This is a genomic window from Nocardia sp. NPDC005366 (assembly GCF_040606855.1).
Classification (GTDB): Bacteria; Actinomycetota; Actinomycetes; order Mycobacteriales; family Mycobacteriaceae; genus Nocardia.
The window spans coordinates 38,159-64,803 of record NZ_JBEXFQ010000007.1; the positions used below are offsets into that span (position 1 = coordinate 38,159).

29 protein-coding genes, 3 tRNA genes and 1 pseudogene are annotated in these 26,645 nt (G+C 64.2%); 21 read left to right on the forward strand and 12 right to left on the reverse strand.

Features of this window, described 5'->3' with window-relative positions:
• Positions 1-359: 359 nt before the first annotated feature.
• Positions 360-1,313, reverse strand: a complete 954-nt coding sequence (locus tag ABZS43_RS10375) for a DUF4238 domain-containing protein (protein ID WP_355035552.1) — start codon at positions 1,311-1,313, stop codon at positions 360-362.
• Between the two features lie 851 nt (positions 1,314-2,164).
• On the opposite strand from ABZS43_RS10375, the gene ABZS43_RS10380 reads away from it, so the two are divergent.
• Positions 2,165-3,040 (forward strand): HNH endonuclease, encoded by an 876-nt coding sequence (locus tag ABZS43_RS10380; protein ID WP_355035553.1) that lies wholly within the window; start codon positions 2,165-2,167, stop codon positions 3,038-3,040.
• 100 nt (positions 3,041-3,140) lie between these two features.
• Here ABZS43_RS10380 and ABZS43_RS10385 read toward each other — a convergent pair whose 3' ends face one another.
• Positions 3,141-3,959, reverse strand: coding sequence for a hypothetical protein (locus ABZS43_RS10385; RefSeq protein ID WP_355035554.1), 819 nt, complete (start codon positions 3,957-3,959; stop codon positions 3,141-3,143).
• 1,240 nt (positions 3,960-5,199) lie between these two features.
• Here ABZS43_RS10385 and ABZS43_RS10390 point away from each other — a divergent pair.
• On the forward strand, positions 5,200-5,838 hold the full coding sequence (locus ABZS43_RS10390) for a hypothetical protein (protein WP_355035555.1): 639 nt from the start codon (positions 5,200-5,202) through the stop codon (positions 5,836-5,838).
• Between the two features lie 212 nt (positions 5,839-6,050).
• Here the strand turns inward: ABZS43_RS10390 and ABZS43_RS10395 are convergent, their stop codons facing one another.
• A complete protein-coding gene (locus tag ABZS43_RS10395) occupies positions 6,051-6,692 on the reverse strand; it encodes a hypothetical protein (protein ID WP_355035556.1) in 642 nt (213 codons plus the stop codon).
• A gap of 140 nt (positions 6,693-6,832) precedes the next feature.
• Here ABZS43_RS10395 and ABZS43_RS10400 point away from each other — a divergent pair, with 140 nt between their 5' ends.
• Positions 6,833-7,054: a hypothetical protein gene (locus ABZS43_RS10400; protein ID WP_355035557.1), complete on the forward strand. Its 222-nt coding sequence runs from the start codon at positions 6,833-6,835 to the stop codon at positions 7,052-7,054.
• A 62-nt stretch (positions 7,055-7,116) separates the two neighbouring features.
• On the opposite strand, the gene ABZS43_RS10405 is transcribed toward ABZS43_RS10400, so the two are convergent.
• Both ABZS43_RS10405 and ABZS43_RS10410 read right to left on the reverse strand, forming a co-directional pair.
• Positions 7,117-7,776, reverse strand: a complete 660-nt coding sequence (locus ABZS43_RS10405) for a YdcF family protein (RefSeq protein ID WP_355035558.1) — start codon at positions 7,774-7,776, stop codon at positions 7,117-7,119.
• Positions 7,777-7,788: 12 nt separating this feature from the next.
• Positions 7,789-8,553, reverse strand: a complete 765-nt coding sequence (locus tag ABZS43_RS10410) for a GntR family transcriptional regulator (RefSeq protein WP_355035737.1) — start codon at positions 8,551-8,553, stop codon at positions 7,789-7,791.
• Positions 8,554-8,749: 196 nt separating this feature from the next.
• Here ABZS43_RS10410 and ABZS43_RS10415 point away from each other — a divergent pair, with 196 nt between their 5' ends.
• From ABZS43_RS10415 to ABZS43_RS10475, 13 genes are read left to right on the forward strand one after another with little or no spacing between them, the layout of a single operon-like run.
• A complete protein-coding gene (locus ABZS43_RS10415; RefSeq protein WP_355035559.1) occupies positions 8,750-9,184 on the forward strand; it encodes a hypothetical protein in 435 nt (144 codons plus the stop codon).
• 2 nt (positions 9,185-9,186) lie between these two features.
• Positions 9,187-9,423, forward strand: coding sequence for a hypothetical protein (locus ABZS43_RS10420; protein ID WP_355035560.1), 237 nt, complete (start codon positions 9,187-9,189; stop codon positions 9,421-9,423).
• Entirely contained in the window at positions 9,423-10,313 is an 891-nt protein-coding gene (locus ABZS43_RS10425) for a DUF2637 domain-containing protein (RefSeq protein WP_355035561.1), read from the forward strand. Before ABZS43_RS10420 ends, ABZS43_RS10425 begins: the two co-directional genes overlap by 1 nt.
• Complete coding sequence (locus ABZS43_RS10430) at positions 10,313-10,576, forward strand: hypothetical protein (protein ID WP_355035562.1); 264 nt, start codon at positions 10,313-10,315, stop codon at positions 10,574-10,576. Before ABZS43_RS10425 ends, ABZS43_RS10430 begins: the two co-directional genes overlap by 1 nt.
• A gap of 1 nt (position 10,577) precedes the next feature.
• The gene (locus tag ABZS43_RS10435) at positions 10,578-10,814 is read left to right on the forward strand and encodes a hypothetical protein (protein WP_355035563.1); all 237 of its coding nucleotides are present in this window, start codon (positions 10,578-10,580) and stop codon (positions 10,812-10,814) included.
• The gene (locus ABZS43_RS10440) at positions 10,814-12,133 is read left to right on the forward strand and encodes an FtsK/SpoIIIE domain-containing protein (protein WP_355035564.1); all 1,320 of its coding nucleotides are present in this window, start codon (positions 10,814-10,816) and stop codon (positions 12,131-12,133) included. The genes ABZS43_RS10435 and ABZS43_RS10440 overlap by 1 nt, the downstream gene beginning before the upstream one ends.
• A gap of 11 nt (positions 12,134-12,144) precedes the next feature.
• Positions 12,145-12,357, forward strand: coding sequence for a hypothetical protein (locus tag ABZS43_RS10445; RefSeq protein ID WP_355035565.1), 213 nt, complete (start codon positions 12,145-12,147; stop codon positions 12,355-12,357).
• A 3-nt stretch (positions 12,358-12,360) separates the two neighbouring features.
• Entirely contained in the window at positions 12,361-12,564 is a 204-nt protein-coding gene (locus ABZS43_RS10450; RefSeq protein ID WP_355035566.1) for a hypothetical protein, read from the forward strand.
• Positions 12,561-12,800, forward strand: a complete 240-nt coding sequence (locus ABZS43_RS10455; protein WP_355035567.1) for a hypothetical protein — start codon at positions 12,561-12,563, stop codon at positions 12,798-12,800. The genes ABZS43_RS10450 and ABZS43_RS10455 overlap by 4 nt, the downstream gene beginning before the upstream one ends.
• A complete protein-coding gene (locus tag ABZS43_RS10460) occupies positions 12,797-13,435 on the forward strand; it encodes a hypothetical protein (protein ID WP_355035568.1) in 639 nt (212 codons plus the stop codon). The genes ABZS43_RS10455 and ABZS43_RS10460 overlap by 4 nt, the downstream gene beginning before the upstream one ends.
• A complete protein-coding gene (locus ABZS43_RS10465) occupies positions 13,432-15,120 on the forward strand; it encodes a replication initiator (RefSeq protein ID WP_355035569.1) in 1,689 nt (562 codons plus the stop codon). Before ABZS43_RS10460 ends, ABZS43_RS10465 begins: the two co-directional genes overlap by 4 nt.
• A 13-nt stretch (positions 15,121-15,133) precedes the next feature.
• Complete coding sequence (locus tag ABZS43_RS10470; RefSeq protein ID WP_355035570.1) at positions 15,134-15,313, forward strand: helix-turn-helix domain-containing protein; 180 nt, start codon at positions 15,134-15,136, stop codon at positions 15,311-15,313.
• The gene (locus ABZS43_RS10475; protein WP_355035571.1) at positions 15,313-16,545 is read left to right on the forward strand and encodes a site-specific integrase; all 1,233 of its coding nucleotides are present in this window, start codon (positions 15,313-15,315) and stop codon (positions 16,543-16,545) included. Before ABZS43_RS10470 ends, ABZS43_RS10475 begins: the two co-directional genes overlap by 1 nt.
• Positions 16,546-16,621: 76 nt before the next feature.
• On the opposite strand, the gene ABZS43_RS10480 is transcribed toward ABZS43_RS10475, so the two are convergent.
• The 3 genes from ABZS43_RS10480 to ABZS43_RS10490 form a co-directional block, all read right to left on the reverse strand.
• Positions 16,622-16,694 (reverse strand) — tRNA-Arg (locus ABZS43_RS10480).
• A gap of 35 nt (positions 16,695-16,729) precedes the next feature.
• Positions 16,730-16,819 (reverse strand) — tRNA-Ser (locus tag ABZS43_RS10485).
• Positions 16,820-16,911: 92 nt separating this feature from the next.
• Complete coding sequence (locus ABZS43_RS10490; RefSeq protein ID WP_355035572.1) at positions 16,912-17,625, reverse strand: dienelactone hydrolase family protein; 714 nt, start codon at positions 17,623-17,625, stop codon at positions 16,912-16,914.
• A 184-nt stretch (positions 17,626-17,809) separates the two neighbouring features.
• Here ABZS43_RS10490 and hisC point away from each other — a divergent pair, with 184 nt between their 5' ends.
• Positions 17,810-18,946, forward strand: coding sequence for a histidinol-phosphate transaminase (gene hisC, locus ABZS43_RS10495; RefSeq protein WP_355035573.1), 1,137 nt, complete (start codon positions 17,810-17,812; stop codon positions 18,944-18,946).
• On the opposite strand, the gene ABZS43_RS10500 is transcribed toward hisC, so the two are convergent.
• Positions 18,883-19,932, reverse strand: a complete 1,050-nt coding sequence (locus tag ABZS43_RS10500; protein WP_355035574.1) for an alpha/beta hydrolase family protein — start codon at positions 19,930-19,932, stop codon at positions 18,883-18,885. The genes hisC and ABZS43_RS10500 overlap by 64 nt on opposite strands.
• A 515-nt stretch (positions 19,933-20,447) precedes the next feature.
• On the opposite strand from ABZS43_RS10500, the pseudogene ABZS43_RS10505 reads away from it, so the two are divergent.
• The 3 genes and pseudogenes from ABZS43_RS10505 to ABZS43_RS10515 all read left to right on the forward strand — a co-directional run.
• Positions 20,448-20,930 (forward strand): annotated as a pseudogene (locus tag ABZS43_RS10505) (nitric oxide synthase oxygenase); the annotation flags it as partial.
• Between the two features lie 156 nt (positions 20,931-21,086).
• A complete protein-coding gene (locus tag ABZS43_RS10510) occupies positions 21,087-22,832 on the forward strand; it encodes an amidohydrolase family protein (protein ID WP_355035575.1) in 1,746 nt (581 codons plus the stop codon).
• Positions 22,829-23,422, forward strand: coding sequence for a TetR/AcrR family transcriptional regulator (locus ABZS43_RS10515; protein WP_355035576.1), 594 nt, complete (start codon positions 22,829-22,831; stop codon positions 23,420-23,422). The genes ABZS43_RS10510 and ABZS43_RS10515 overlap by 4 nt, the downstream gene beginning before the upstream one ends.
• A 64-nt stretch (positions 23,423-23,486) precedes the next feature.
• On the opposite strand, the gene ABZS43_RS10520 is transcribed toward ABZS43_RS10515, so the two are convergent.
• The 3 genes from ABZS43_RS10520 to ABZS43_RS10530 all read right to left on the reverse strand — a co-directional run bounded on the left by ABZS43_RS10520 (position 23,487) and on the right by ABZS43_RS10530 (position 25,366).
• Positions 23,487-23,571 (reverse strand) — tRNA-Ser (locus ABZS43_RS10520).
• 83 nt (positions 23,572-23,654) lie between these two features.
• Positions 23,655-24,044, reverse strand: a complete 390-nt coding sequence (locus ABZS43_RS10525) for a MarR family transcriptional regulator (protein ID WP_355035738.1) — start codon at positions 24,042-24,044, stop codon at positions 23,655-23,657.
• Positions 24,045-24,190: 146 nt separating this feature from the next.
• A complete protein-coding gene (locus ABZS43_RS10530; protein ID WP_355035577.1) occupies positions 24,191-25,366 on the reverse strand; it encodes a lactate 2-monooxygenase in 1,176 nt (391 codons plus the stop codon).
• Between the two features lie 276 nt (positions 25,367-25,642).
• Here ABZS43_RS10530 and ABZS43_RS10535 point away from each other — a divergent pair, with 276 nt between their 5' ends.
• Complete coding sequence (locus tag ABZS43_RS10535) at positions 25,643-26,644, forward strand: NAD(P)H-quinone oxidoreductase (protein ID WP_355035578.1); 1,002 nt, start codon at positions 25,643-25,645, stop codon at positions 26,642-26,644.
• The last annotated feature ends 1 nt before the right edge of the window (position 26,645 follow it).

Sequence of the window (26,645 nt, forward strand, 5' to 3'; positions counted from 1 at the left end):
GAACCTGTACATCCGGTCCCCAGCGGCTCGCGCCCAACCAGCAGCGGGAGCTTCGACATACACGACTGTGCCTGCCGTAGCAGACACTCTAGTCACACCACCTCACGCGATGCCACCAACACGACAGCCCGCACGCCACGGCGAGTAATTGACTTCAATCACCGACCGACCGCCCGAAATCCCCAGGCGATCACCGTTCCCATGTTCGATGCGCCCTGGACTCGAGAGACATCGAAAATGGGAACCAGGCGTTTAGCTACCTATTTGCGCGTGCTGCCGAGGAACAAACTTGCGACAACGACCCGGGGATGGCTAGATGTTGGATTTGCCCGATTCGAGAGTAAGGTCGTGCGGCCGATTCACACCTTATCGAATGGCTGCGGAAACGGTGCGCCAGTAGGCGCTTGACGCTGAGCCGAGCCGCGATCCTTGTCTGCTGCGCTGAGCGCGGCACCGTGCAGAATCGGCAGGATCGTGCGTTGCGTACGGACATCGTCGAGTAATGATCGCTGCACTGCAGTGTTCTGCAGGCCATCGGTGTGATGAGCAACGAACTCGCGGGAATTGAAAATCGTGGCGCGGTTGAACCCCGCGGCATCAACTGCCCGGAGATCCGGCCTGTTGTTGCGGACAATGATCAGACCAAGGTTCGGTGCGAGTGGCATCGTGATCCGCCCGCAGGTGGCGAAACCGACCCCCGCGCCGTGTTTGGTCCAGATCTCGGGCACATTGCTGGTCTCACCTGCGGCAATGCCCCACATGCACACGATGTTGTCTCCTACCACGAGGTTGGCGCCGGTCGGCCGATAGAGATGCCACGACCACGGGCCGCGCTGGAGATAGTTTGCGATGTAGCAGTAACGATCTTTCGGATCACACTCGTCGTCGTTCCGAGCGAACCACGGCTCAAGCACATTCCGAATCTGCCGGATGCCCATGGACCGGGCCAGTTCGTCGACCGGAGCATCTGGATCCAAAACGCTGCGATGGAGCAGTTCGAGTAGGAAGCGAGATCGATACCACTGCATAGCGATGAAGAATCCGAACACCTCACGGGCTTCCTCGGAGAGGGTACAGCCCTTGTTCGAGACCAATGATGCAATCACCTTGCCCACGGCTGATTCGATCGAACCCATACCGGCTTCTAGACTGGTGTGGTCGGGCTCACGACCGGGCCAATGCAAGGTATGCCCCTCGACGGTCTGGCCAAGTTTTCGCACCGGTGCCCAGCGGGGAGTCTCCTCGATGTCGGTTCTGTGCACGAGAAGCTTCTTGTTGTTGTCGGCGAACCGCCTCAGCAAGAACTGCGGCACGTAATGATGCTTCTGCGGGACGGACACGAATCACCTTAACTGGGTCGGGCACACTGCACGCCAGGATGCTGGAGCCTCCCGCCGTTCACGTTAAGACGAATCGCCCACCAACTACCCAGAACCTCCACATAGCAACGACGCGCTTTTCGTGCGGCCGGGGCGGGCGAAGGGGGCCGAGTCGACCCCGCTACAGGTTTCGCCGAGGCGAAATGGAATGGACTACGTCGCCAGGGCCAACGACACGACCTGGCATCTACGACAATCTGGCAGGTGCGAAGCCACCGATTTGAAACCGAACAGCGGCCATTGTCGAACGCTTCGACACATCGCCACGGATGGGCAGCCGACACACGTGGGGCTGCCGGGGCCCGACTGCGAACACGGTGTTGTTGTCGGCAAAGGCTTCCACGCTCGAGCCGCACTGTCGAGCTTGTTGGTGTCTGTCGGTTCTACAACAGCCCAGAGGCGGACCGGTCTTCCAAGAGATAGCGCTATGCCGATCTGAACCGAGTGTGCAAGGTGCACTTCCGCTCTCGATAGTCGCGGGGCATTGTGGCGCGGCGTTCAGGATTAGAGGAGAGTATCGTGGCCGAGCCGGATCAGTCACCGGTGTGACTGGCGCGATCCCATAAACGCTGACACCTGGAGCCTTGAATATGCAACCCGGCTGGTACGCCGACCCGGACCGCCCTGGCTGGAACCGCTGGTGGCAGAACGGCTGGAGTGCGGGCCGTCGTCAGATATTTCCCGCTGGACAAGGGGTTTGCGAACGATGCGGGCGTCAGGTCGGGCAGTCGTTGTTTGGCGGGACTCGGTCGTGCCGCTGGTGCGAGAACGATGTTCGGCAGATCATGCAAGGCTGGCGCACCCAAGCATCGCAGATACTCGCCATAACCGGACCCTATGGGCCGCAATGGGACGCGCTGTGGATTTCGCTGATATTCCATCAGGTGCGCGTGGATACCGGCAGGGAAGCATTGACCCCGTTGGCAATCGCACACCTCGAGCGTGTGGTGACTTTCGCTTTCGCCGACAACCAGATCGAGCAACACGAACTCAACGAGTTCGAACGCGCGGTGGCCATGCTCAGCGCAGCAGCCAACCTGAACACCGCACAACGCCATATCGATGAGCTCCGCCGCCGGATGCTGCGCGGCCGATCCTTTACCCAGGTGCGGTCCGGGGAGCTGCCTCGGGCGCGCTCGCCGCACATACATCTGGAAGCCGACGAGTTCACCTACCTCGACACCGACGCCCTGCACGTCAAGTATCTGGCCAAGGGACCCATGCACACGCCAGGACGAATCATCGCCAGCAACAAGAAGCTGCGGTTCGTCGGTTCCGGCGCGGGCAGCGAACTCCCGTGGTCCAAGATCGTGTCGGTCACCGCCGAATACGGCAAAGTCACGGTGTCCGCGACCACTGCCCGCGGGGGCGGTACCTACCAAGTAAACGACCCCGAATGGGTCGCCGCGGTTCTCGAGGGCGCGCTTCGCGTCGCCAAACGTTTGGTCCTCGCACCCGGGCAACGCGACAGCCGCTCGATCCCGCCACACGTCAAGGCCGAGGTATATCAACGTGACGGCGGCCGATGCCGACAATGTGGTGCCATCCACTACCTGGAGTTCGACCACATGATCCCACTCAGCCGCGGCGGCGCGACCAGTGTGAACAACCTGCAGATCCTCTGCCGCCAGTGCAACCTGCAAAAGGGAGCACGGTTGTAGGAATTTGGCATCGTCGAGCCTGGACCGGTTACCGACTGTTCCGCTGGACGTTCGCTCCAGAGGCGGCGTCGATTGCTAACCGAGGATCATCAAGCTCAGCTCATTCCGGCTTGTGAATTCCAGCTAAGTTTTTGAGAGGTGGATTGTAGCTGCCGGGTGCGCCGTCACGGCAGATCTCGTCCAGCGCTTCAACTGTCCAAACGTAGCCAAGGTCCGACTCAGCGCTGATTCGGCCTGAATAGACTCCGATTAGCCGGGATACGGGACTTTCCGAGGTACGAAAGCGGCTATCCCCGTGAACAGGAATTTGAGTGTTGGGCCTATAGAACAGCAGTACAGGCGATCCCGACTGGCCCTTCCGCGTGCGGCTATCAACGAGGAAGACAGGACGATCCTGGTAGGGGATATGAGGCTCGGACGCAATCGTTCCACGCACCCACAATGGCAGGTCAACGCCACCTTTCAGCCCATATGGATACCCGACGACCGAAACGTCATCTGTAACCCACAGGCGGTTACGCGCAACGGCAGGGTGATCCGCGGTCCACGAGTCGCAGAGGAAGACTGGATCGAGCGCGACGGGCAACGCCACGACATCGAGACTGAGGCTCGGATGCTCCAACCACAACGGCTTTTGATCGTCGCTCACAACCCGAATATCACGCTTACCCAGCTTGCCGATGTGCGCACCCTTGACGCGGTCGTGGACCGTCACAGTGGTCGGATCGACACTGTGATCTGACAAAAATGCGCCTGACACCGCGTGTCGTCCGGATACGTTGTGCCACGCCGTGACTAGAAACGGTTGTCGATCGCAGATGTAGTAGAATGCTGTCCCGCAGGACAGGAGTTGATGCTCCCAGTACATCTCGACGAAGAGTGTGCGAAGCGACTCAGCCGCGATGTCAACCCGGTGCATGGATGACATTCTCCCGCCGGGGGATTCGTGTGAGCTGGTCGGGTCGCCGAGATTGATGCCCGTGCCGGTTGTTAGTGCCCTTCCTCATAGTTCGATTGTCTGACCCCACTCGGACGAGCCAAGGGAAAGAGTTCCCTTGGCACGACCTCCCTCCGCTCAGGGATGGCCAGTATGAGGAAGCAGGGGAGGTCAGTGGCCTGAACTGCTACGGAGTGGCTGAGGCTTTCTTGGCCTACCGCGCAGCCCTCTGTCGGTTCACCCGAGCGGGACTTTGGTAGACCTCTTCCAGGATTTCGATCATGAAATCGAGAACATCCTCAGCCTCGGCACAGCTGTAAACCTACAGATCCGCCCCTCTGACAGGTGAAACTCCGGAGGGGTGAAGTGGTCCCAACCGGTTTCGAACCAGCTACCTTCCGCGTGTGAGGCGGACCACGGTAGAGGTTGTTTGCTGGACTCAGCCCGACACCGCGTTCGCGGCGAGATTCGTAGTGATCCCGCGGTGTACCCCTTCTTCACAAGCACAGGAGCAGTCCGGGACCTTCCGTGTTCGATCTCGCTACACCGCGCGGGCACGGGATCAGTCGGCCAAGCCGAACCACTGTCACCTTGTGGAGTTGTCATGGAATCAGTCGCCGACCTCGACACCACTGGCATGGTAGGCGCCCCCGCCCACTATGGTCCATCCACCCAGAGGGCGGATGCCAAGTCTGGGCGCAGCAAATTGGGACTCCCCCGGGCGCAGAATGGCACTACGTAGCATCAGCGGAACGCGCGCCTGACTCGTCAGCTGTTCCGGAGAAGGTACCGGGCAGCAACGCGCGTGATCTAATGTTTAGCCGGAATTCTTGGCGTATTTTTGGTCGCAACCTGAAAACCAAACCAGGTCAGGCCCGACAACCGGGCCTGACCTGGGAATATTGTGCGCCCGAAGGGATTCGAACCCCTAACCTCTTGATCCGTAGTTACAGGCGAGGGCGTGGACATGCCAGTTCACTACGAGTTTCGGACCGGCGCGAAGGGCGTTGTTGCCGCCGGTGTCGTCGCTGTTGTCGTCAGAACTGTCGTCTCGGGACACCTGCTCCGGAGGCAACCCCGCCCGGTCTCCGGGCATTCGAGCAAAGCGGGTCGCTGCTGACGAACTGCGGGTATTCGTTGTCATGATGTGTCGGTGTCGTGAGATACAGTGCGGCCCACTGTGCTCGCTGACCTTGCCACCAAGCAGTAGTTAGGACACCTAGTGAATCCCATGATCCCCGCGATGGCTGCGCTAGGTGCCGTAGTCGCTGCTCTGGTTGGTGCCGTTTTGGGTGCAAGGCTCACTCAACAGCGCGAAGCGAACAATTGGAGTCGCGACCAGCGGCTCAAGGCGTACACGGAGTTGTTGGAGGCGGTTGAGGAGTGCGGTGACGCATTCACTTTGCTCGCATCTTCACTCGACCTTTGGGAATACGACTGGGAGAGAATCAAGAAAAACAAGCCCAAGGTCAGCAAACTGATTGCGGATTGGGACGCTGGCGGGAAGAAGGTCGACAAGACTGTTACGGCAGCTGAGCTGGTTGCCAGCAGGGAGTTGTTGCCGACGGTGATGGTTACTCGGTTCGCTTACCACAGGCAGTCGGTGCTGCTGATGCAGTTCGACTACATGCAACAAATCGATTCTGCCGAGTGGAAGGCCGTCCAGGATCAGACGCTTGACACGCTGACCAAGATGCGGGCGGCGTTTCGCGCTGACATACAGCGAACCCTGAATACCGAGACTGCACGGGTTTCCATGGTGACGACCGTGCGACGCCGAGGTAACGCGTTACTTCAACGACTGCGGCGGAGCGTTTCGCGTGTACGGGGTGGTGAACTGCAGTCGAGTCGTCAAGGATGAGCGGCTGGCCCTGATGGGTGGTGGCCTGCACAGATCGGGGGCTGGCTACCCGCCTGCCCCATAGGGCCTGCCCGTCACGCGCAGAGGCTCGCAGGTCAAGAGTCGGCGGATGCCGATCACGTAGTGACGCCGTAGGCGCTCTTGAGGTGTGAGTGGCGTGGGATCACAATGCAGGCCACCACCCATCAGGGTCACGCGGCCGGAGGTCGCGCCTATTCTTCACGGAGATGCTTACTTGCGTACTCGTGGATCAGCGAGACCGTTGCGTTTGCTAACTGGAGCAGTAGACCTGCCGCGACCAGCGCTTCGTCTGGAGTTCTGAACGTAGGTGCCGATTGCCAAGAGAAGTCGTTGCCATCTAGCTGCATTGATGCCACCAGGGACATCGAGTGCGGATGTGCATACTTGCTGAGTACGTCGTACGTGCCCTTCGCTTGGGCAAATCGCTTCACAGAGTGGTTCGTGATCTTGCCGATCGACACGCCGTGGCTGTTCGGGGCTGTTCCCCATAGCCGGTCAAGTTCTTTGGGCTTGTCGATGACATACAGCATCGCCGCCGTATTCTCGAAATACGACCGGATGAGGGTGAACGCCACATATGGATTGTTGGTCGCGATACCGGTGATCACTCCTTTACCAAAGCCCTGTGCGCGAGCCACAAATCCGAGCAGCACCATGGATGCGACAGATGCTCTGGGGTTGGCTGCCAAGACGGTCTTCGCCGCGTCGTGAACTAGTTTTTCTGTCGTCTTTGCAAGCTGGATGGCAGTCTCAAGGTCGATGATCCCAAGCGAATAAACCCATTCGGGAGCTGTACCTTCTGGAGCTATATCAGGATCTCGGTCCGCTGACATGCAATGACCGTACTTGAATTCGATAGCTCGCCTGCGCTTTCCGGACCACAGCCAGGCCCCACGGTCGACGCCGGCGGATTCGTGGGCGAGCGGCGGGAGAGCAAGTCGGGGACGGCTGGCGTCGTGCCCAGCACTGTCGGGTGAACGAAAAAGCGGCCAGAGTCGAACAGTCCGCGTGCTGCCACGTCGCCGAAGCGGATGCCAGAACACGCGAAGAGGACCAAATGCGCTCCGGCGGTCAAGCGCTGCCGACGCGCCGCCGCTCCGGTGGCCGAGGAGCTTGCGACGAGGACGCCGCGGTGCTGCGTGGCGCGGCGGCGGCGCGTAGCGCCGCCGGTGCGCTCTTGATCCTGTATGGCTAAATTCGGCAACGCCTGACGAAGACACCGAGCACACGATGTTTTGAGTCGGGAGTAGGGCCGGACTACTCGGGAAGTAGGCGGCGAGTGAATCCGGCGTCAACGAGCCGCGCGTAGGCTTTGCGCACCTCGGCAGGTACGTCCTGTTCGATCGCCCACCCGTTGGCGGCGTAGACCCAGATCCGCTGTGTATCACCGACAAGCATGTTGATCACCCGATCTACATCGCCGATACCCGCTATGTACTGGTTAAGCGGCTGGGAACGGGAGCTGCAAATGACATCTACTGTCGGCCAACGCTTTCGGCAGATGGCAAAGCTTCGACGCTGCTGATACGGGCGTGACACGAGCAGTACCGACCGCACCGGAATGCGGTCTTCGAGGAGTGCTCGGGTGAAGTCGATGTTCTCGCCAGTGTTGGTGGCTTTAGGTTCGAGCAGAATCGCATCGTCAGGGACGCCGAGGTCGATGGCCCGGTCGTGAAAGTGCACGGCCTCCCCACGTGGGAAAAGCTTTACGGTGCCAGGCGCATTGGCGCCGGTGAAGACAATCAGCGGGAACATGCCACGGTGGTAAAGATCGGCAATGTGGTCGGCTACGCCGAGGTCATGCCCGCCCAACCCGATACCGACGTCGACGGGTCGCATCTGGTGGTGCATTTGGTTGTAGTCCCACAGAGTCTCGACTTCAGAGCGCAGTTCTTCCGGTACGACGGTGGATGGCATGCGGCGCGATCCCTACTCGGGCAGTTTGAAATCGTAGGTCCAAGTGAACCGCGAAGCCGCGTGCACACCACGAGCGAATTCCACGATGACATCGTCTGCGGTATAGGTACGCCGCGTCAGAATCATCACGGGCTCGCCCGCCGGAAGCTTGAGTGTTTCGGCTTCATCCGGTGTAGGCATACGCGCGAGAATCGTCTCAGTCATGTGGTCGGGTTCAAAGCCTTGCATGGTCAGGACTGCGAAGCCTCCACCGCGTCCGGCCGGACCTGGCGTCGGATCCGCTAGCGGCGTCCCTTGGACGTGTTCAGGACGGTAGTAGCTCGTCAGCGTGTGAGTGGGTTGGTCACCTTCACGGACCGTGCGGGCGCGCTCGTAGACGAGTGACTTTGGTTTCAATCCGAGAGCGTCGGCTACCTCGGCGTCGGCCTCGATCAGCGCGACTGTTTGCGTTTGATCGGTCAGCTTCCAGGGGCGACCTGATGCCTCGCGGTCGGCTACGAACGCGACCGTGTCGCCGTACTTCCACTTCTTCTTCGAATAGCGCGCGATCCCGAGTCGCTGCATTGGTGGGCGCTCGCGGACGACAGTCCCTCGACGGCGGATCGGAGTGACGAGTCCTTCAGCCTCCAGCTGTCCGACCGCCTGCCGAACCGTCTTGATGTTGACGCCAAACCGCTCGGCCAATTCGTTCTGCTTGGGCAATGTAGTTCCCGGGACGTACTCGCCTCGTTGGATGGCCTCACGCAGGCTGGCCGCCACGTCGCGGTATCCGCTCATGTCGATCAAGTCCTCTCCTGCTCCTGCCCTTACGTCGTAACCAATTGCTTACGACGTATGCGCCATAAGAGTAGCTGTAATCATCGAATCGGTATATTCGGCCATATAGAACCACCTCTATTGATTTCCCGTGGCAGGCGTGTTCCTATAGAGCTGGTTCTATTGCGATCAGTGACCGACAAAAGGAGACAACGCGATGGCTTTGAAGGATGTGTGGTTCACCCCGGCGTTCGGTGAGGCGTTCCCGAAGGGGTTGTTCCTGCTGGGTGAGATTCAGGCGGTGACGGAGTTCAGCACCGATCGCAACGCGCCGAAGCGTCAGAAGGTCGATTTCGACAACGAGGGCAACGGCACCGGTAAGCGGTTGTGGAAGGGCACGGTTACCGATCCGACCGCGATGGGCGCCAAGAACGCCAGCTTCGATGTGGTGTTCGTCGCCGATGTGCAGCCGGTTCCCGCGGTCGGCGAGGTCGTCCCCGGTATGACCCCGATCGAGTTGGAGGGGTTGCAGGTCAAGCCGAAGGTCGCCGGTTCGGGGGAGTTCAAGTCGATCGGCTACAACGTCCGCGCGACGGGCATCAAGGGTGACAACTCCGGTGCCAAGCAGGCTCCGGCCAGCAAGGCGGCGTGATCATGTCGTATTTCAGCATCCACGTTTCCGGCCTCGACGGGATCGCCGCCGAGTACCGACCCGAGCGTGAATCGGAGCTCGGTTTCACCGTTCCTGCGGCGGTGGATGTGGTGTTGTGCGAGTCGTCCTCGTACCTGCATCTGAGTATCGAGGATGCCCGCATGTTGGCCGAGCAGCTGCCCGCGGTTCTGGCCGAGCACGATGCCGCGGTAGCCGCTTCGGCCGTTAAGGCGGCGTGATGAGCGCGGCGGATCAGCACAAGTCGGCGGCTATGAAGTGGGCTCGCTGGTCCGCCGCTGTCATCATCCTCGCGGTCGGTGCTGCGGCGTTCCGGCTCTCGTTCACCACCCTGCAAGACCTCGCCGTTCTCGCTCGGGTTCCGAAGTCGGATGCGTGGCTGTTCCCGTTGATCGTGGACGGCACCATCCTGCTCGCAACCTTCGGTGTCCTCGTTTCCCCGAGCAAGTCGAGCGAGCAGCGGTTCTTCCTGGCGGTGCTGGGTATCGGTGCGGCGGTGTCGGTGGCGGGCAACAGCATTCACGCGATGGCCTCGGGTCACCCGTTGCCGGGTTGGGCGGCGGCGATCGTCGCGGCGGTGGCACCCATTTCCCTGCTCGCCGACACACACGGGCTAGCTCTGTTGTTTCGCGCAGTCCATCGTGGCCCGGAGGTCGTCTCGGAGTCGGCTCCGGTGGCGGTGCCTGCGGCCGGTGAGGTTGCGGTCGATCCTGTGTCGGCCGATTCCGATGCGGTGGCCTCCACCGCCCCCGCGCGTGTCACGGCGCCGGTGAAGCCGGTTGCGAAGAAGCCCGCTCGTACAGATCCGAAGGCGGTGGCTCGCGCTGTCGAGCTGCACGGCCAAGGCATGAAGTACGCCGACATCGCCCGCGAACTTGGTGTGTCGGCTCGCACGGCGGCGAAGTACGCCAAGTCCGCGACAGCGTCGGAAACCGTTGACTACGAAACGATCCCGGCGCAACTCCTCGATTCTCCGACTCCTGCTCCCGAACCCGAACACGCCCCGGTGCGTGTGGCCTCACCGGTCCCGGTTCGTGTGGCTCCTGTTCGTCCCGTGCGCCCGGTGCAAACCATGCTGCCGGTCGCTGCGATCCCTGCTGGGAGTTTCTGATGGTCTCCGTTTTCTCGATAGCCGTTCCTTCCGTCCTGGCCGCTGTCATGGCACCAGCGGTGTTGCTGGCCTCCGCGTCGGCCCCCGATACTCCGGTGTCGGACAGGGTTCCGGCCGAGTGCGTGATGTTCTGCGATGAACCGCGTGAGCACGCCCCGGATGTCTGCGTCATGTTCTGCACCGAGCCCGCCCCGCCGCCCGCTTCGGAGGGCTGCCGATTGTTCTGCGAACTCGACCGCCGCTCCGATGACTGGGGGATGTGACATGTACGAGTCGTTTGTCACCCTGATGCCCTCGGTCGAACTCGGAGCGGTGTCCTATCTGCCGCACGCGATCGTCAGTGATCCGGCTTCCCCGCCGATGGTGCGGGTCGAACTCGGTTACTTCGGGTCGGGGATCTCGCTGACCATTGCCGATGCCCGCGTGATGTTCGCCGGTCTCGGTGACGCGCTGGCCGAACACGACCGTAGCCACGTCGAGCAGATGAAGGCGGTGGCGTGATGACCTCTCTCGACACCTTCGTCCTCGGCGGTGGCCTGGTCGCCGCCTCGGTAGGCATGTGGTGGCTGCGCTCCCTCGGGGCCGGTACTCGTCCTGCTCATCCGGGCGATGCCGCCGACACGGCACCGCCGGAGCTGCGTACCGCGGTGCTGGTGATCGCCGATCCTCGCCAGCGTGCGCACATGTTCATCGCGCTGGGTCTCGGCTCGATCGACTCTGGTTTCCCGCCGGTGGAGGACTGGGTCTACACCGACCACGGTCTCCAGATCGACCTGCTCATGATGGCCGGTCAGACCCGTAAGGACTGGTCGGCCCCCGATGTCCTGGACGCGTTCGCCCAAGTGCTGGCGGTCCCGGATGTGTCGGTGTCCTTCCCTGATCCGGGGGTGGTTCGTCTCCAGGTGCGAGTGTTCGACACTCTCGCCGCCCCGGCAACGATGCCGGTGACGGTTCACAACGGCGTGAACCTGGAGGCGGTCCCGGTCGGGATCACCGAACACCACGACCTGTGGCGCCTGCGCGTCCTGTACGGGCACATCCTGCTCGCCGGTGCCACCGGTTCCGGGAAGGGCTCGGTGCTGTGGTCGCTGATCGCGTCGCTCGGTCCGGCCATCCGTGACGGCCTGGTCGACGTCTATCTCGGCGATCCCAAGGGCGGTGCGGAGTTCGGCAAGGGCGAAAACCGGCTGTTCGTGGAGTTCGCCACCGATACCGCCACCATCCTCACGATGCTGGGCAAGGGCGTGCAGGTGATGCAAGAACGGCTCGCCCACATGCGCGCCACCGGTTCCCGCAAACACGTCCCCACGACCGAGCACCCGCTGATCCTGATCGTCATCGATGAAGCCGCGGCGCTGTCCTCGTATGCCACTCGTGACGAGCAGCTGGAATTCCGGCGTCTGACCGGCCTGCTGCTGTCGCAGGGGCGTGCGGCGGCGGTCAGTGTGGTGGCGGCGTTGCAGGACCCGTCGAAGGAGACGATGCCGAACCGGCAGTTGTTCCCGATTCGCATCGGGCTGCGCCTGGACGAACCGACACAGACGGCGATGGTGCACGGGCACGGCGCCCGTGATCGTGGCGCACGGTGTGAGGAGATCAGCGAACACACTCCCGGTGTCGGCTACGTCGGCGAGGACGGCACGACCGAGTTCGTGCGCGTGCGGGCGTTCTACGTCTCCGATACCGACATCGATCGGATTGTCGACACCTTCTCTCCGGCCCGCGATATCGACCTTGCTCCGCAGGGCGACTACTCGGGTTTCGACCCGGATGACCTCGGCGAGGACGACAGCGACGGCGCGGGACCGGTGGCGGCATGAAACGGGGATTCGTGACCGAAACCCACGTGGTCGTCTACTGCGACTTCTGCGGCGACATCTACGCCGAGAACGACAGCGAAGGCATCTGCTTCGACTCGGTCAACCAGGCCGTGGACTACCTCAATGCCCGTTCGGCGGCGGTCGGCTGGTTCTACGACGGTGACCGCGTCTGGTGCGATGCCTGCCGCGCCATCGACATCAACGACATCGACCTGAAGGACTGAATCATGAAGCGCACCAACAACACCCGCAAGCCGTCGACCGCTGATGCCCCGTACCAGGACAACGTGATCGACCTCGCCGCCCGCCGACGTGGACACCTCGAACGCCGCGGTGCCGACCCGATCGAGGTCGCGGTACACCTGTGCCTCGAAACCGGGGGGTTCGTGGCATGGGGCACCGATTCCGATGATGGCGGGTGGGCGGCATGAGCACCCGCAAGATCGTGGAGTGGGGCGTGCTGATCGGTGAGACAGTTCGCTCGCTCCCGAAGGCCCAGAACGTGACTCAAGCGCTGCTGATGGCCGAGCAGCCCAGCTACCGCGGCAAACGCGGGAACAAGCCGGTGGTGGTGTTCCGCGACAGCGCTCACGACATGTGGAAGCGCTACCAGGACCAGACATCCGTTCCGACCCAGTTCGCTCTGTTCGATCAGGAAGCATCATGAAGGCCACGAAATACGTTGAACAACAGCATGATACGAGCGATGCCGTCGTGAACGCGTTGATCGCGATCGTGTCGGCGCTCGTCAAGGTCGCGGCCGTGCTGGCGTGGTGGGTGCTGCTGTTCCCGATGGTCTCGATCCCCCTCGTCCTCGCGGTGACGGTCGGTGTCCTCCTCGGACCGGTCGCTGGTGTCGTGGTGGTCGGGGTGTTCGCCGCGGGGATGGTGCTGTGGCGCCGTAGAGGTCCGCAGACCTTCGAGCGGTGGATCACCCGCCGGGCACGCACCCGGTTCCTGAGCTGGTTCCGGTACCGGTTGCGTTGGGCTCGGCTGCTCACCGCGTGCGGGCTCAGTGTCACCAACGGTGAACACACGTTCGTGCCACGTCTGCTTGCCATCGAGATAGGCGCCGGTACCGATCTGGTTCGGCTGCGGATGCTGCCGGGTCACTGCCCCGATGACTACCGCGGTCGGGCGGTGCATCTGGCACACGCGTTCGGTGCGCAGGGATGCGCCGCCACCATCGTCGGTCCCGGCGTGGTCGAGCTCGTGTTCCGGCGTGCGGGTGCTGTGGCGGACCCGATCACCCTGCCGCGCCCGGCGACTGTCCTGCGCTGGGACGAGAAGGAGGCCGCGTGAACACAGTGGAACTCTCCACTGTTCCGGTCCGGCAGACCGCGGCCCAGCGTCGTAGTCTGCCGGACTTCCGGGATGTGGCCGAAGACCTCGCCGACGACCACAAGGTGTGCCGTCGCCCGGTCCCCATGCGCGCTGAGGATCCCCGCACGCTGTCGGTGTCCTACATCGGCGCACCCTGCAAATCCACGATCGCCTCGACCTGCCCGAGCTGCGCGGCCAACAACCGGTATCTGCGCATGGCTCAATGTCGCGACGGCTGGCACATCGACCACGAACCGATCGACGCACCCCAGGCACCGACCGACCAGCAGAAAGCACTACTTGCGGCACGCTGCGACCTGTTCGACCAGTACCAGACCGCAGCCGATGACGGTGATTTCGACCTGATGGCCGGTATCCGGGAAATCGTCGCGGATCTGGATCGCGAGGTGCGCGAGATCGGGTTCCGCGGTCGACTCCCGGCGCTGGATGCGAAGTCGAAGGATCGGCGCAAGCGTTCGACCAGGCGGCGCCAGGACGCACCGGATCTTCCACGGCTCAAGGTCGAGAAGAACACGATCCGGTCGGCCTATCCGGGTGGGCATCGCCCGGGAATGTTCATCACCTTGACCATGCCGTCCTACGGGCGCATCAACCGCGACGGCGCCACCGACGCCGAGGGCAAAGTGTGCTCGGACGGCTCCCCCACCCACCCGGACAGTTACGACTACACCCAGGCTGCGCGCGACATCGTCCACTTCTCCAGCCTGTTCGACCGCTGGATGCAGAACATGCGCCGCGCTGTCGGCTACGACCTCCAGTACTACGCCACCGTGGAACCCCAGAAACGCGGTGCGCCGCACCTGCACATCCTGATCCGCACCGACATCCCTCGCGAACTGGTGCGGAAGGTGACAGACGCGACCTATCACCAGGTGTGGTGGCCGCACTTCGACCGACCCGTCTACACCGGGGACCTCGTGCCGATGTGGGACGACAATGCGCTGACGTTTTGCGATCCGCGGACCCGGCGTCCGCTGCCCGGATTCGAGGACGCTCTGGACGTGATGGACTCGGTAGACGACATCGAGCCCGCACACGTGCTGCGCTTCGGCGAGCAGGTAGACCCCCGCCACATCCGTGGAATCGTCGCGGGCACCGAGGCGGACAAGACCATCGGCTATGTCACCAAGTACCTGACCAAATCCATCAGCGAAGTCCTACACACCGATTCCGACCGTACCGCCGCGCACTACGACCGGTTACACGCCGAACTCCAGCGCGTCCCGTGTTCCCCGCGCTGCGGTGTCTGGTTGCGCTATGGCATCGTCCCAAAAGGCGCCAGCGACAAGACCGTGCCTGGTCGCTGTAAGGGCAAAGCGCACCGCCGTGACACCCTCGGCCTGCCGGGTCGACGGGTACTGGTCTCGCGCCGCTGGTCCGGCAAGACACTGCCCGACCACAAACAGGACCGCGCCGATTTCGTTCGGAAACTCCTTGCCTCGGTCGGCATCGTCAAACCCGACCGTACCCACGTGATCGTGACCCCGGTCGAACCCGGTGATAAGGCGGTGCCTCCACGGGATCACCTGATCATGGCCGCGATCTCCCAACGCATCGCCTGGCGCGCCGAGTACGACCGCGCACTGCTCGAAGCAGGTCCCCCAGGCGCACAAGACCATTCGGCAATCCAGCAAGCAGCATAGGGAGGGATCGGACATGGCAGACAGATTCATGACCGTGCAAGCCGCGGCCGACGAACTGAAGGTGAGTCGCTACAGCATCTATCAACTGATATGGGCCGGTGAAGTCCAGTCGGTGAAGGTCGGACGGTGCCGCCGGATTGTTCGGCAATCCTTCGACGCCTACCTCACCGACCTGATCGACCGGGCGGCGTGATGGCTGAGAAGAAGTCGCGCAAACGCAATCCGAATGGCTCGGGAACCATCGGCGCCCGGAAGGACGGACGCTACGAACTCAAGTTGTTCGTGGAAACCCCGGACGGAAAACGCAAACGTGTCAGTGTTTACGGCGCCACCTGGGAGGAGGCTGATGCGGAGCGGACGCGGCTGAAAGAGCTAGCGCGGCGCGGTGTCCCGGTGGATGTCACGACAGCCACCGTGGGCCAATACCTTCAGCACTGGCTGATCAATACGGCCAAGCCGGAGGTCCGGCCGACGACCTATGCCACCTATGAGGCGTTGGTGCGTCTGTACATGGTTCCGGGTCTGGGGCGGCACAAGTTGCGGGCGTTGCAGGCCGATCACGTGCGTACGTGGTTGAACCGGCTGCGTTCGTCCTGCCAGTGCTGCGCGCAGGGCAAGGATGCGAAGCGGGCTGAGAACGGGCGGGCGCGGTGCTGTGCACGAAAGCCTGTGGACTGCTGTGAACAATTCCCGTCGACCGGAACTTTGCGGGCGATCCTGCGGGTGCTGCGGGCCGCGCTTCAAGATGCGGTGGAGGCGGATGTGCTGGCGCGCAATGTTGCTCGGCAAGTGAAGATGCCTGCGGGCGGTCTCCGGAAGGAGAAGCCGTGGACGGCGGAGGAGGCAACCCGGTTCCTCGCCGCGGCGAAGGATCACCGGCTGTACGCGTTGTGGTCGGTGGCCTTGGCGGTCGGTCTGCGCCGCGGTGAAGCGCTGGGCCTGCGGTGGATGGATGTCGACTTGGCGATCGGCCGAATCGATCTGGAGAAGGCGTTGTATCGGGTCGACGGTTCGCTCGGACTGCATGATCTGAAGACCGAGGCGTCGGAGGATTCGGTGCCGCTGCCCGATGAGCTGGTCCGGATACTTCGGCAACACCGCCGGGAGCAACTGAGCGACGAACGGGCTGCCGCGGCGAACAAACTCGGGTTGGTGTTCACCTCGACTCGTGGCACTCCGCTCGAACCTCGGAACGTGAACCGGACCTTCGCCGCGCTGGTGAAGAAGGCGGGTGTCCGGCCGATTCGTCTGCATGATCTGCGTCATTCGTGCGCCACGATGTTGTTCACGATGGGCGTGGAGGCGGCGACGGTGCAGCGCATCCTTCGGCACAGCTCGATCACGGTGACGACCGGCACCTACATGGATGTGATCGACCAGGTGCAGCGTGACGCGGTGACCGGCATGAATGACCTGTTCGGTTGAGGCATTGTCGTCAAGAAGTGTCGTCAGAGAACGGCAGAGGCCCCTTCCATGGTGCGGAAGGGGCCTCTGACCTGCGTGCGCCCGAAGGGATTCGAACCCCTAACCTCTTGATCCGTAGTCAAGTGCTCTATCCGTTGAGCTACGGGCGCATGTGTTATTCAGTTGTCACCCGGCGAACCGGGTGTGGCGGAGGCGAGAGGATTTGAACCTCCGGTCCCCGTGAAGGGACAACTCATTAGCAGTGAGTCCCATTCGGCCGCTCTGGCACGCCTCCTGGAGCCTTCTCTTCGAGGGCACCGGCCCTTTCGAACCGCCGAGCATGAAGGTTACAGCAGGCACGGCGGAAGTGACAAAACGCCTGGTCATTCAGCGTAAGTTGCTGTCGAACCAGTCGAAGATCCGCGCTTGGGGATCGAGACTGGCATGGTCCTCGTCGGGGTCGTGTCCGGGGCTGTCGGCGCGGTGGCACAGACCCGGATAGCTGATGACGAGACTGGCGACCGAGGCGCGGGCGGTGGCGTCGCGGAGTCGGTCGATGTGCGCGGGTGGGGTGTCGGGATCGTCGGTGCCGTAGAGGCCGAGCCAGGGTGCCTTCAGCTCGTGAGCGACCCGGATCAGCGCGTCGGCCTCGGGGGTCAGTGGTTCGACGATGCCGGGTGCGGCGACGCTGACGGCGGCGCCGACCGGACGGTTGGTGGCGACCAGGAAGGCGGCGGTGCCCGCGTGGTCGAATCCGAGGACGCCGATGCAGTCGGGGAACACCCCGCGCTGTATCAGCCAGTCGAAACAGGCGTCGAAGTCGGCGAACAGCTGGTCGCCGAAGACCTCGTGCGAGGGGTCGCCGCCTGCCCGGCGGAAGAGGTCGGGCGCGATCACCGTCCAGCCTTCGGTGGCGAGCGCCTTCATGAGTTCCAGCAACGTTCCCGTGAGCTCCCGGGATTCATGCAGCACCACGATCCCGCCACGCGCGTATCCCTCCGGCTCGACCACGGTGATGGGCACCTTGGTGTCGGCGGCGAGGCGCTGCGTCATGTCGTCGCCGTGACGGAGCACGGCAGTATCGTCATAAACACCCGACATGGAACCAGAGTAGGGCGCTGACCCGAAATTCGCGAGAAATTGCACGTGGAAGGCCATTACTCGCGGGTTTTTCCGGCACGATCCCGCTTTCGGTTCATATCGGCCGGTAGGCGGGCGCGTGGCCACCGGGGAGATATCACGACCACCAGAGAAGACGGACGGCGCCGCCACCTAGGGTGGAGGGGTGACACCGCATATCCGGCCGGATCTGGACTCCATTCCGGCGTACACCCCGGGCCGCAGCAATCCCGGCGCGGTCAAACTCGCGAGCAACGAGACGACGCTGCCGCCGCTGCCCGCCGCCGCGAAGGCGATCGGCGAGGCCGCCGAACTGGCGCACCGGTACCCGGACAACCAGTCGAGCGAACTCAGGGCGGCGCTGGCGGATTTTCTCGGTGTCACCGTGGCCAATGTGGCCGTCGGCTGCGGCAGTGTCGCGATTCTGCAGGAGCTGGTGCAGATCACCTGCGACGCGCCCACCGACGAGGTGGTCTTCGCTTGGCGCTCGTTCGAGGCGTATCCGATCGTCACACAGGTCGGCAACGCCAAAGCCGTGCCGGTTCCGCTCGATCCTGGCGACGTGCACGATCTGGACGCGTTGGCGGCGGCCGTCACCGACCGCACCAAATTGATCTTCGTGTGCAATCCGAACAATCCGACCGGTACCGCGGTGGGCCGGGCGGCGCTGACGCGTTTCCTGGACGCGGTGCCGCCGCGGGTGCTGGTCGTACTGGACGAGGCGTACTACGAGTACATGCGACTGACCCCGCAGGACCGGCCGGACGGTGTGGAGCTGGGCCGAACCAGGCCGAACGTCGTTGTGCTGCGGACCTTCTCGAAGGCCTACGGCCTCGCGGGGTTGCGCGTCGGTTACGCGGTGGGCGATCCCGTGGTGATCACCGCGCTGCTGAAGGTGCACATCCCGTTCAGCGTCAACCGGGTCGCGCAGGCCGCCGCCATCGCGTCATTGCAGGCGCGGCACGAACTGCTCGACCGCACCGACACCCTGGTCGTCGAGCGCGAGCGGGTGCGCGGCGCCTTGCTCGCGGCCGGCTACCGCATACCACCGAGTGAGACCAATTTCTTCTGGTTGCCGCTCGGCGAACGCAGCGTGGATTTCGGCGAGGCGAGCGCGGCGGCCGGTGTGCTGGTGCGCCCGTACGGCGTCGACGGTGTTCGCGTGACCATCGGCGACCCCCACGAGAACGAGCTGTTCGTCGCATTCGCCACCGATCCGGCGGTGGTGGCGCGCTTCGCTCAGGACGTGCCGAGCGCGCCCGCGATAGTCGGCCACGACAGCGTGAGTTCGTCGGCCCAGTAGGGCCACGAATGCGTCCCGGTCGCACGGAAATGCGCGGTGGCGGGGATGCCGAGGGCGGCGAGACGATCGGTCAGCCGATGGGTGCAGACGTTGGTGCCCGCTTCCAGTGGCCCGCCGAAGGCGATGATGCTGGGCAGGTCGGGATTGCCGGGCACATCGTATTCGCCGGGTAGTCCGCTGCCGACGGACAGGTAGATCGTCTTGCCGCGCAACGCTTCCGCGTGTTCGATCACATCGTGGGCCAGCCAGTCCGGATCGTCGTGCGGCCCGAACATGTTGTCCGGCTGACCGAGATAGGTGGCGACGACGGCGCGGGCCTGCGCCTGCCCCGCGTCGGTGCCCATCGAGAAACAGCCGCTGTGCGCCGCGACCGCCGAGTAGCGCGCTGGACGACGCACCATCAGCATCATCGCCGCCTCGGCCCCCATCGACACCCCCATGACGGCGTCGCGACCGTTGCCATGGAATTCGGCATCGATCAGGGGCGGCAACTCCGCCGTCAGGAAGGTCTCCCACTTATTGGTGCCGAGCACCGGATCCGTCCGCTGCCAATCGGTGTAGAAGCTGGCGGGCCCGCCGACGGTGAGCACGACATTGACATCCTTGTCGGCGAAGAAACGGTCGGCGTGGCCGAGTTCGGTCCAGTTGTTGCTGTCCGCGTTCGCGCTGCGGCCGTCCAACATGTACACGGTGGGGCGGCTGCGGGCCTGGTCACGGGGAAGCAGTACCTGCACTTCGACGCTGCGGCCCATCGCGGGCGATCGGACGAACACGCGCAGCCTGCGATCGTTGATCGGCACGATCCGCTCGATCTCGGGAGACGCCGACGGCACGGTGGTCGGATCGCCAGGTTGCGACGAACCGGTGCCCGGCCGGTCCGGCTCGGCGATCACGCGGGGCGCGCCTACCCCCGCCGCACCGGCGAGCAGTGCGGCGGTCACGGCGACGCCGGAGAACCAGCGCCATGCCTCTCGCCGAGACAGCATGTATTCCATCCTGCCAGAGGCGCGGACACCCATCGGACCAGCCATACCTCGGTGTGGTAATTGTGACTTCCATCTCTCTCGTGAGACTTCCCGCGGGGCCGCCGGATCGGTTCGACCGCATGGCGCCACGCCGCGTCGATCGCCGAATGAACAGGGATTACCGCGAATCCGGGCACACGACCAGCACACCCGGCCTACTCTGCCTTTCGAGCCTTTCGGGGGTCGATCGGGAAATCGCACAACCGCGCTCAGCGCAGCCACGCATCGAGGTCACGGTGTCGTGCGCTGATGTCCGAGGCGAGATCAGTCGAGACCACCACCGCCCCGAAGCCCCTCATCGCGGACCTACGCCGCCGTATGCGCGAGTGTGACGACTTCTTCCGGCAACCCGAACTGGCGCATCTGTCTACGCGGCGCCGCCGCACGGCGCTGGAACAACTCGAACAGCACGGCGACTACGTGCAAGACGGCCGAGGAAATCCTGGTCGGAGCCAAACTCGCCTGGCGCAATCACGTTCGCCGGACTCGGACTGAAATGGCATGCGGTACCGGCGGTTTCCAATATGAATCTGGAAATCGGCGGCATCACCTACCCGTTCGCCCCGTTCAACGGCTGGTACGTGGGCACCGAGATCGGCGCGCGCAATCTCAGCGACACCAACCGCTACAACATGCTGCCGCTGATCGCGGACATGATGGAGCTGGACACCTCACATGCCCGCACCCTGTGGCGCGATCAAGCGCTGATCGAACTGAACCGGGCGGTGCTGTACAGCTATCGCAGGGCGGGCGTCCACGTGGTCGACCACCACACCGTCGCCAAACAATTCTGCGACCACGCCACCATGGAGACGGCGGCGGGCCGTACCTGTCCCACCGACTGGTCCTGGATCAACCCGCCGATCTCCTCCGGCCTGACGCCGACCTTCCACCGCTATTTCGACGCACCCGACGACAACATCCGGCCCAATTTCGTCCATCGTGATCGGGACAGCTGAGCGCAATGTCACAGGAAGACCCGTGATCGCCGCCGTCGTCCCGCGCGATACCGCCACCTGCTTCCCCACCGACATCCGCGTCGAGCCGGGGAAATCGCTGAAGCTGCGCGCGGTCACCCCTTGACAATTTAGCGACCAAAAGGTTTCTATGTTCTGGTGAGCTACGACACAATCATCAAGAACGGCCGGTGGTTCGACGGCACCGGCGCCGCGTCGGCGATCCGGAACCTCGGCATTCGTGATGGTCGGGTCGCCGTCGTCACGTCGGACACCCTGGACGAGACCGGTTGCGCGCAGGTCGTCGACGCGACCGGCAAGTGGGTGCTGCCCGGCATGGTGGACATCCATACGCACTACGACATCGAAGTGCTGCGCGGCCCCGCGCTGACCGAATCGGTCCGCCACGGCGTGACGACCGTGCTGGTCGGATCCTGTTCACTGTCGACCGTTCACGTCGACGCCACGGTCGCGGGCGACATTTTCGGCCGGGTGGAAGCGATCCCGCGACGTCATGTCATCGACGCGATCACCGAGACGAAGACCTGGAACTCGGCACGCGAATACGTCGCTGCGCTCGAGAAACTTCCCCTTGGACCCAATATCGCGGCATTCATCGGCCACTCCGATATCCGGAGCGCGGAATTGGGACTCGAACGTGCGACACGCGCCGACGTCCGCCCGACCGCTGCCGAACTCGCGTCGATGGAAGCCGCGCTCGTCGAGGCACTCGACGCGGGGTTCGTCGGAATGTCGGCTCAGCAATTGCTTTTCGACAAACTCGACGGTGACCTCTGCCGCTCGCGCACTCTGCCGTCCACCTACGCGAAGGCCCGTGAGCGGCGGCGCCTCAACGCGATTCTGCGCCGCCGCCGTCGTGTCCTCCAGGCAGGTCCCGACATCACCTCACCGCGCAGCGTCATCGCGATGACATCGAGCACGCTCGGAATCGGACGTAAGCGGCTCAAGACAAGCCTGCTGTCCGCCGCGGATCTCAAGGCCAACCCTTTCCTGGTGTATCTGATGGGTTGGATATCGCGCACCCTCAACGCGCTCGGCGGGGACTTCCGCTGGCAACATCTGCCGGTGCCGTTCGAGGTCTACGCCGATGGCATCGACCTCGTCATCTTCGAGGAATTCGGCGCGGGCGCGGCCGCTTTGCACCTGTCGGATCAGGTCGAGCGAAATGCCCTGATGCGGAACGAGGAATACCGTCGTAAGTTCAGGAAACAGTACGACGCGAAGTTCGGTATGCGGGTGTGGCATCGCGATTTCTTCGACGCCGAGATCGTCGAATGCCCGGACGATACCGTCATCGGGAAGACGTTCGGCCAGGTCGGGCAGAGCCGCGGGGGCGTGCACCCCGTCGACGCGTTCCTGGACCTCGTCGTCGAATACGGAACCAAACTGCGCTGGCGGACAACGATTTCCAACCATCGCCCGGAATTCCTCGACAAACTCGGCGCCGACCCCGGTGTGCAGATCGGCTTCTCCGATGCCGGCGCGCACCTGCGCAACATGGCGTTCTACAACTTCGGACTGCGGTTCCTGCGCCGTGTTCGCGACGCCGAGCAGTCCGGGCGCGCGTTCATGACCCTCGAACGCGCGGTCCACCGCCTCACCGGCGAACTCGGCGAGTGGTACGACATCGACGCGGGCCACCTGCGCGAAGGCGATCGGGCCGACCTCGTCGTCATCGATCCGGCACACCTCGACGATTCACTGGACGCGTACGCCGAGAGCCCCGTCGCCCAATTCGATAACATGCCCCGCATGGTGAATCGCAACGACGACGCCGTGACCGCCGTATTCATCGGCGGTGAGCGGGTTTTCGGCAATGGAGCGCCGACGGCCGTCCTCGGTAACCAGCGGACCGGACAGTTCCTGCGGGCCGGAGCGAAGTGACGGCACCGCCGCGGCGGACGCAGGCCGAACGCAAAGGCGCGACCATCGCGAAACTGGTGGACGCGACGATCGAAGCGATCGAGGAGGTCGGTTATCACCGCGCCTCGATCGGCGAGATCTGCGCGCGATCAGGCGTCTCCAAAGGCGGATTGTTCCGGCATTTCGATTCCCGGCTCGAATTGGTCGTCGCCGCGGCGGAAGAGGTCGGGCGGCGGCATATGGCCAACTTTCGCGACCTGGCCATGACGGACGGGCGGCTACAGCCGATCGACCTCGTCCGATATGCCAGGGCGGCGATCCGGCACGAGACGAATGTGGTCTGGTTCGAATTGCTCGTCGCGGCGCGGACCGAACCCGAACTGCGCGAACGGTTGAGCCCTGTCGCGCGTGCGCTGATCGACGACGTCGAACGGGCCACGATCGACACACTCGGCCCCGGCGTGCCCGAGGACCTCACCCGACTGGTCGCTACGTCGCTCATCCATATGTTCGATGGGGAGTCGATATTCCGGCACACCTATCCCCGGCCCGAACTCGAGGAGGCGAGGCTGGAGAACGCGGCGCGACTGCTGGAAGCGCTGACTCGATAGAGCGGCGTGACCTAGCGACAGCCCGACAGCTGCCCGCGTGAACGCAGACCACTGGTCGAAGGGGCGGAGACGGAGGGATTTGAACCCCCGGTCGCTCTCGCGACGCTCGCTTTCAAGGCGAGTGCATTCGGCCGCTCTGCCACGTCTCCCTGCGAATCGTCGCGCGGACGACCCGTCCGGCGACTCTACCTTGCCGGATGGGGGCACGCCCAATGAGATACGCGCGTGCCGATCACTCGCCGCGGCGGGAGATGGCCGCGTCGATGCGACCGAAGACGTCGGCGATCACGTCGAGTTGGTCGGAGGTGAGCAGGTCTATGAAGTCGCGGCGGACCGCCTCGACGTGGCCGGGGGCGGCGGCCTCCAGGCAGCGCATACCCTCTTCGGTGAGTTCGGCGAGAACGCCGCGACCGTCTTCCTCGCAGGTGTTGCGGCGGACCAGATGCTGGTCCTCCAGCCTGCGGATCTGATGGGTCAGTCTGCTGCGCGAGGACAGCACGCCGTCTGCGAGTTCGCTCATCCGCAGTCGACGGTCGGGAGCTTCGGACAGCAGCACCAGGATCCGGTATTCGGGCAGGCTGAGGTCGGAGTCGCTCTGCAACTGCCGGTTCAACGCCGTCATCAGGCGCTGATGGCCGTCGATGTAGGCGCGCCATGCCCGCTGCTGCGCCGGGTCGAGCCACCGGGGCTCGACGCGTGCGCGACCGTTCGGTTCGAGATGCACCTACCCATTCTATGCCGCTTGAACTGGGGAAACGCCGTTCCGGTTCAGCGAGATGTGACGATGAGCGACCGGTTCAGATCACCGGGGGTCGCGCAGCCGGACAGCCCGAGCGCGGAATCGAAATCGGCGAGCAGCAGCCGCAGCGCATGTCGGACACCGGCACGGCCCGCCAGGCCGAGACCGTAGACCCACGGTCGCCCGTACAGCACCGCCTTGGCGCCCAATGCCAGTGCGATCAGCATGTCCGAGCCGGTGCGAACGCCGGAATCGAACAGGACGTCCGCGCGGTCGCCGATGGTCGCGACGACAGCGGGCAGCGCGTCGATCGCCGCGATCGAACCGTCCACCTGGCGACCGCCGTGATTGCTGACGATCACGGCGTCGGCGCCCGCGTCGACCAGCTGGCGGGCGTCGTCCGGGTGCAGGATGCCTTTGACCGCGATCGGGAGATCGGTCCATTCCCGCAGGTGGGCGAGGTCGGCGGGCCGTAACGTGTGATTGCCGAACAGGCCGATCCAGGTGAGTACGGCCGCTTGCATCGCCTCCTGACTCTCGTGCGGGGGCGCGGCCAGACGGTCGAGGAAGACCGGATCGGACAGGTAGTTGGCGATTCCCTTACCGTGCAGGAAGGGCAGATGCGCCACCTCCAGATCCCGTGGCCGCCAACCGAGGGTCGGGGTATCGACGGTCACCACGATCGCGGAGGCCCCCGCCCGCTCGGCGCGTTCGACGAAGGACCGCGCGAGATCGTCGTCGGAGGGCCAGTACAACTGGTACCACCAGGCGCCCGCGACCGCCCCGACCTCCTCCATGGGCGTGGACGCCGCGGTGGACAGGACGGTGCCGATGCCGAGTTCGCCCGTCACTTCCGCCGTAATCACCTCGCCGCCCTCGTGCATCAGTTCCAGCACTCCGACGGGCGCGGTGAGCACCGGCGCGGCCAATCGCGTGCCGAGGACTTCTACCGACAGATCCCGCGCCCCAGGCCCGGTGGTGCCGCGCAACATTCGCGGCACGATCCGGTATCGGTCGAATGCCGCGCGATTGGCCGACGCGGTCCGCTCGGCCGACGCGCTCCCCGAGACATAGGCGAAGGCGGATCGCTCCAGTTCACGTTCCGCACGCGCCTCCAAACCCGCTGCCGTCATCGGCAATTCGGGTAGCACACCTCCCAATCCGCCCAGGTAGATCTCGTTTTGGAAGTCGGCGAAATTGCTCACGCCGGGAACGCTAGCCCCTCGAGCGAGTTCGCGCGGCTCGGTCAGCGAATCGAAATCCAGGGATTACATACCGGCGTCCGTCCGGGGCGATCCCCCGGTATTCGCCCGGCAATGCGGCCCGATTCACGTCCACCGGGCGGGTAGCCTGTGCACGCAACGATCGATGTCGCCGGAATCCGGGTGACGTGCCGGACTCGACCACCTCCGGCAGCTGCCTGCCCCGGCGAGACACGGCCGAGACACTCACGGGCGACACAGTCGCGGAGAGGCGGAGCAGTGCGTGCTATCACGCTGAACGGTTTCGGTGGACCCGAGGTCATGACGTGGGGCGAGGCGCCGGATCCGACGCCGGGTCACGCTGAGGTGCTCATCGACGTCATCGCCGCGGGGGTGAACCGCGCCGACCTGCTGCAACGGCAGGGGTACTACTCGCCGCCACCGGGTTCGAGCGAGATCATGGGCCTGGAATGTTCGGGCGTCATCGCCGAGGTCGGCGACGGCGTGCGGGACTGGCATGTCGGCGACCGGGTCTGCGCGCTGATGTCCGGGGGCGGCTATGCCGAGCGGGTGGCGGTACCCGCCGCCCAACTGCTGCCGGTACCGGAGGATTTCGATCTCGGCGCGGCGGCCGGACTGCCCGAAGTGGCGGCAACGGTGTGGTCGAATCTGGTGATGACCGCTGGTCTGCACGCCGGTCAGCTGGTGCTTATCCACGGCGGCGGCAGCGGGATCGGCACCCATGCCATCCAGGTGGCGGCGCAGCGCGGCGCGCGGGTCGCGGTGACCGCGGGTTCGCAGGAGAAGTTGCAGCGCTGCAAGGAACTGGGCGCGACCGTCCTGATCAATTACCGGGAGGAGGATTTCGTCGCGGCCGTGCGCGAGGAGACCTCCGGCGCGGGCGGACCGGGCGCGGACATCATTCTCGACAATATGGGCGCGGCCTATCTGGCGCGCAATGTCGAAGCGCTGGCCGCCCACGGGCACCTGGTGGTGATCGGCATGCAGGGCGGTGTCACCGCGGAACTGAATCTCGGTGCGCTGCTCGCGAAATGGGGCAGCGTGCACGCGACCAATGTGCGCGGCAGACCCGCGTCGGGTAACCACAGCAAGGCCGAGATCATCACCGAGGTGCGCAGGCATCTGTGGCCGCTGGTCACCGACGGCACCATCGTGCCCGTCATCCACGCGGAACTGCCGATCGCCGAGGCCGCCGACGCGCACCGGCTCCTCGAATCCTCCGAGGCATTCGGCAAGGTCACCCTGCGCGTGCGGGACTGAC

Excerpts from the sequence above, each read along its gene's own strand:
- ABZS43_RS10490 (WP_355035572.1), bottom strand. The coding sequence starts at position 17,625 with ATGTCGGGTGTTTATGACGATACTGCCGTGCTCCGTCACGGCGACGAC.
- ABZS43_RS10470 (WP_355035570.1), top strand. The coding sequence starts at position 15,134 with ATGGCAGACAGATTCATGACCGTGCAAGCCGCGGCCGACGAACTGAAG.
- ABZS43_RS10395 (WP_355035556.1), bottom strand. The coding sequence starts at position 6,692 with ATGTCAGCGGACCGAGATCCTGATATAGCTCCAGAAGGTACAGCTCCC.
- ABZS43_RS10410 (WP_355035737.1), bottom strand. The coding sequence starts at position 8,553 with ATGAGCGGATACCGCGACGTGGCGGCCAGCCTGCGTGAGGCCATCCAA.
- ABZS43_RS10405 (WP_355035558.1), bottom strand. The coding sequence starts at position 7,776 with ATGCCATCCACCGTCGTACCGGAAGAACTGCGCTCTGAAGTCGAGACT.
- ABZS43_RS10450 (WP_355035566.1), top strand. The coding sequence starts at position 12,361 with ATGAAGCGCACCAACAACACCCGCAAGCCGTCGACCGCTGATGCCCCG.
- ABZS43_RS10430 (WP_355035562.1), top strand. The coding sequence starts at position 10,313 with ATGGTCTCCGTTTTCTCGATAGCCGTTCCTTCCGTCCTGGCCGCTGTC.
- ABZS43_RS10475 (WP_355035571.1), top strand. The coding sequence starts at position 15,313 with ATGGCTGAGAAGAAGTCGCGCAAACGCAATCCGAATGGCTCGGGAACC.
- ABZS43_RS10385 (WP_355035554.1), bottom strand. The coding sequence starts at position 3,959 with ATGCACCGGGTTGACATCGCGGCTGAGTCGCTTCGCACACTCTTCGTC.
- ABZS43_RS10460 (WP_355035568.1), top strand. The coding sequence starts at position 12,797 with ATGAAGGCCACGAAATACGTTGAACAACAGCATGATACGAGCGATGCC.
- ABZS43_RS10455 (WP_355035567.1), top strand. The coding sequence starts at position 12,561 with ATGAGCACCCGCAAGATCGTGGAGTGGGGCGTGCTGATCGGTGAGACA.
- ABZS43_RS10440 (WP_355035564.1), top strand. The coding sequence starts at position 10,814 with ATGACCTCTCTCGACACCTTCGTCCTCGGCGGTGGCCTGGTCGCCGCC.
- ABZS43_RS10420 (WP_355035560.1), top strand. The coding sequence starts at position 9,187 with ATGTCGTATTTCAGCATCCACGTTTCCGGCCTCGACGGGATCGCCGCC.
- ABZS43_RS10415 (WP_355035559.1), top strand. The coding sequence starts at position 8,750 with ATGGCTTTGAAGGATGTGTGGTTCACCCCGGCGTTCGGTGAGGCGTTC.
- ABZS43_RS10525 (WP_355035738.1), bottom strand. The coding sequence starts at position 24,044 with ATGACGGCGTTGAACCGGCAGTTGCAGAGCGACTCCGACCTCAGCCTG.
- ABZS43_RS10500 (WP_355035574.1), bottom strand. The coding sequence starts at position 19,932 with ATGCTGTCTCGGCGAGAGGCATGGCGCTGGTTCTCCGGCGTCGCCGTG.
- ABZS43_RS10380 (WP_355035553.1), top strand. The coding sequence starts at position 2,165 with ATGCAAGGCTGGCGCACCCAAGCATCGCAGATACTCGCCATAACCGGA.
- ABZS43_RS10425 (WP_355035561.1), top strand. The coding sequence starts at position 9,423 with ATGAGCGCGGCGGATCAGCACAAGTCGGCGGCTATGAAGTGGGCTCGC.
- ABZS43_RS10435 (WP_355035563.1), top strand. The coding sequence starts at position 10,578 with ATGTACGAGTCGTTTGTCACCCTGATGCCCTCGGTCGAACTCGGAGCG.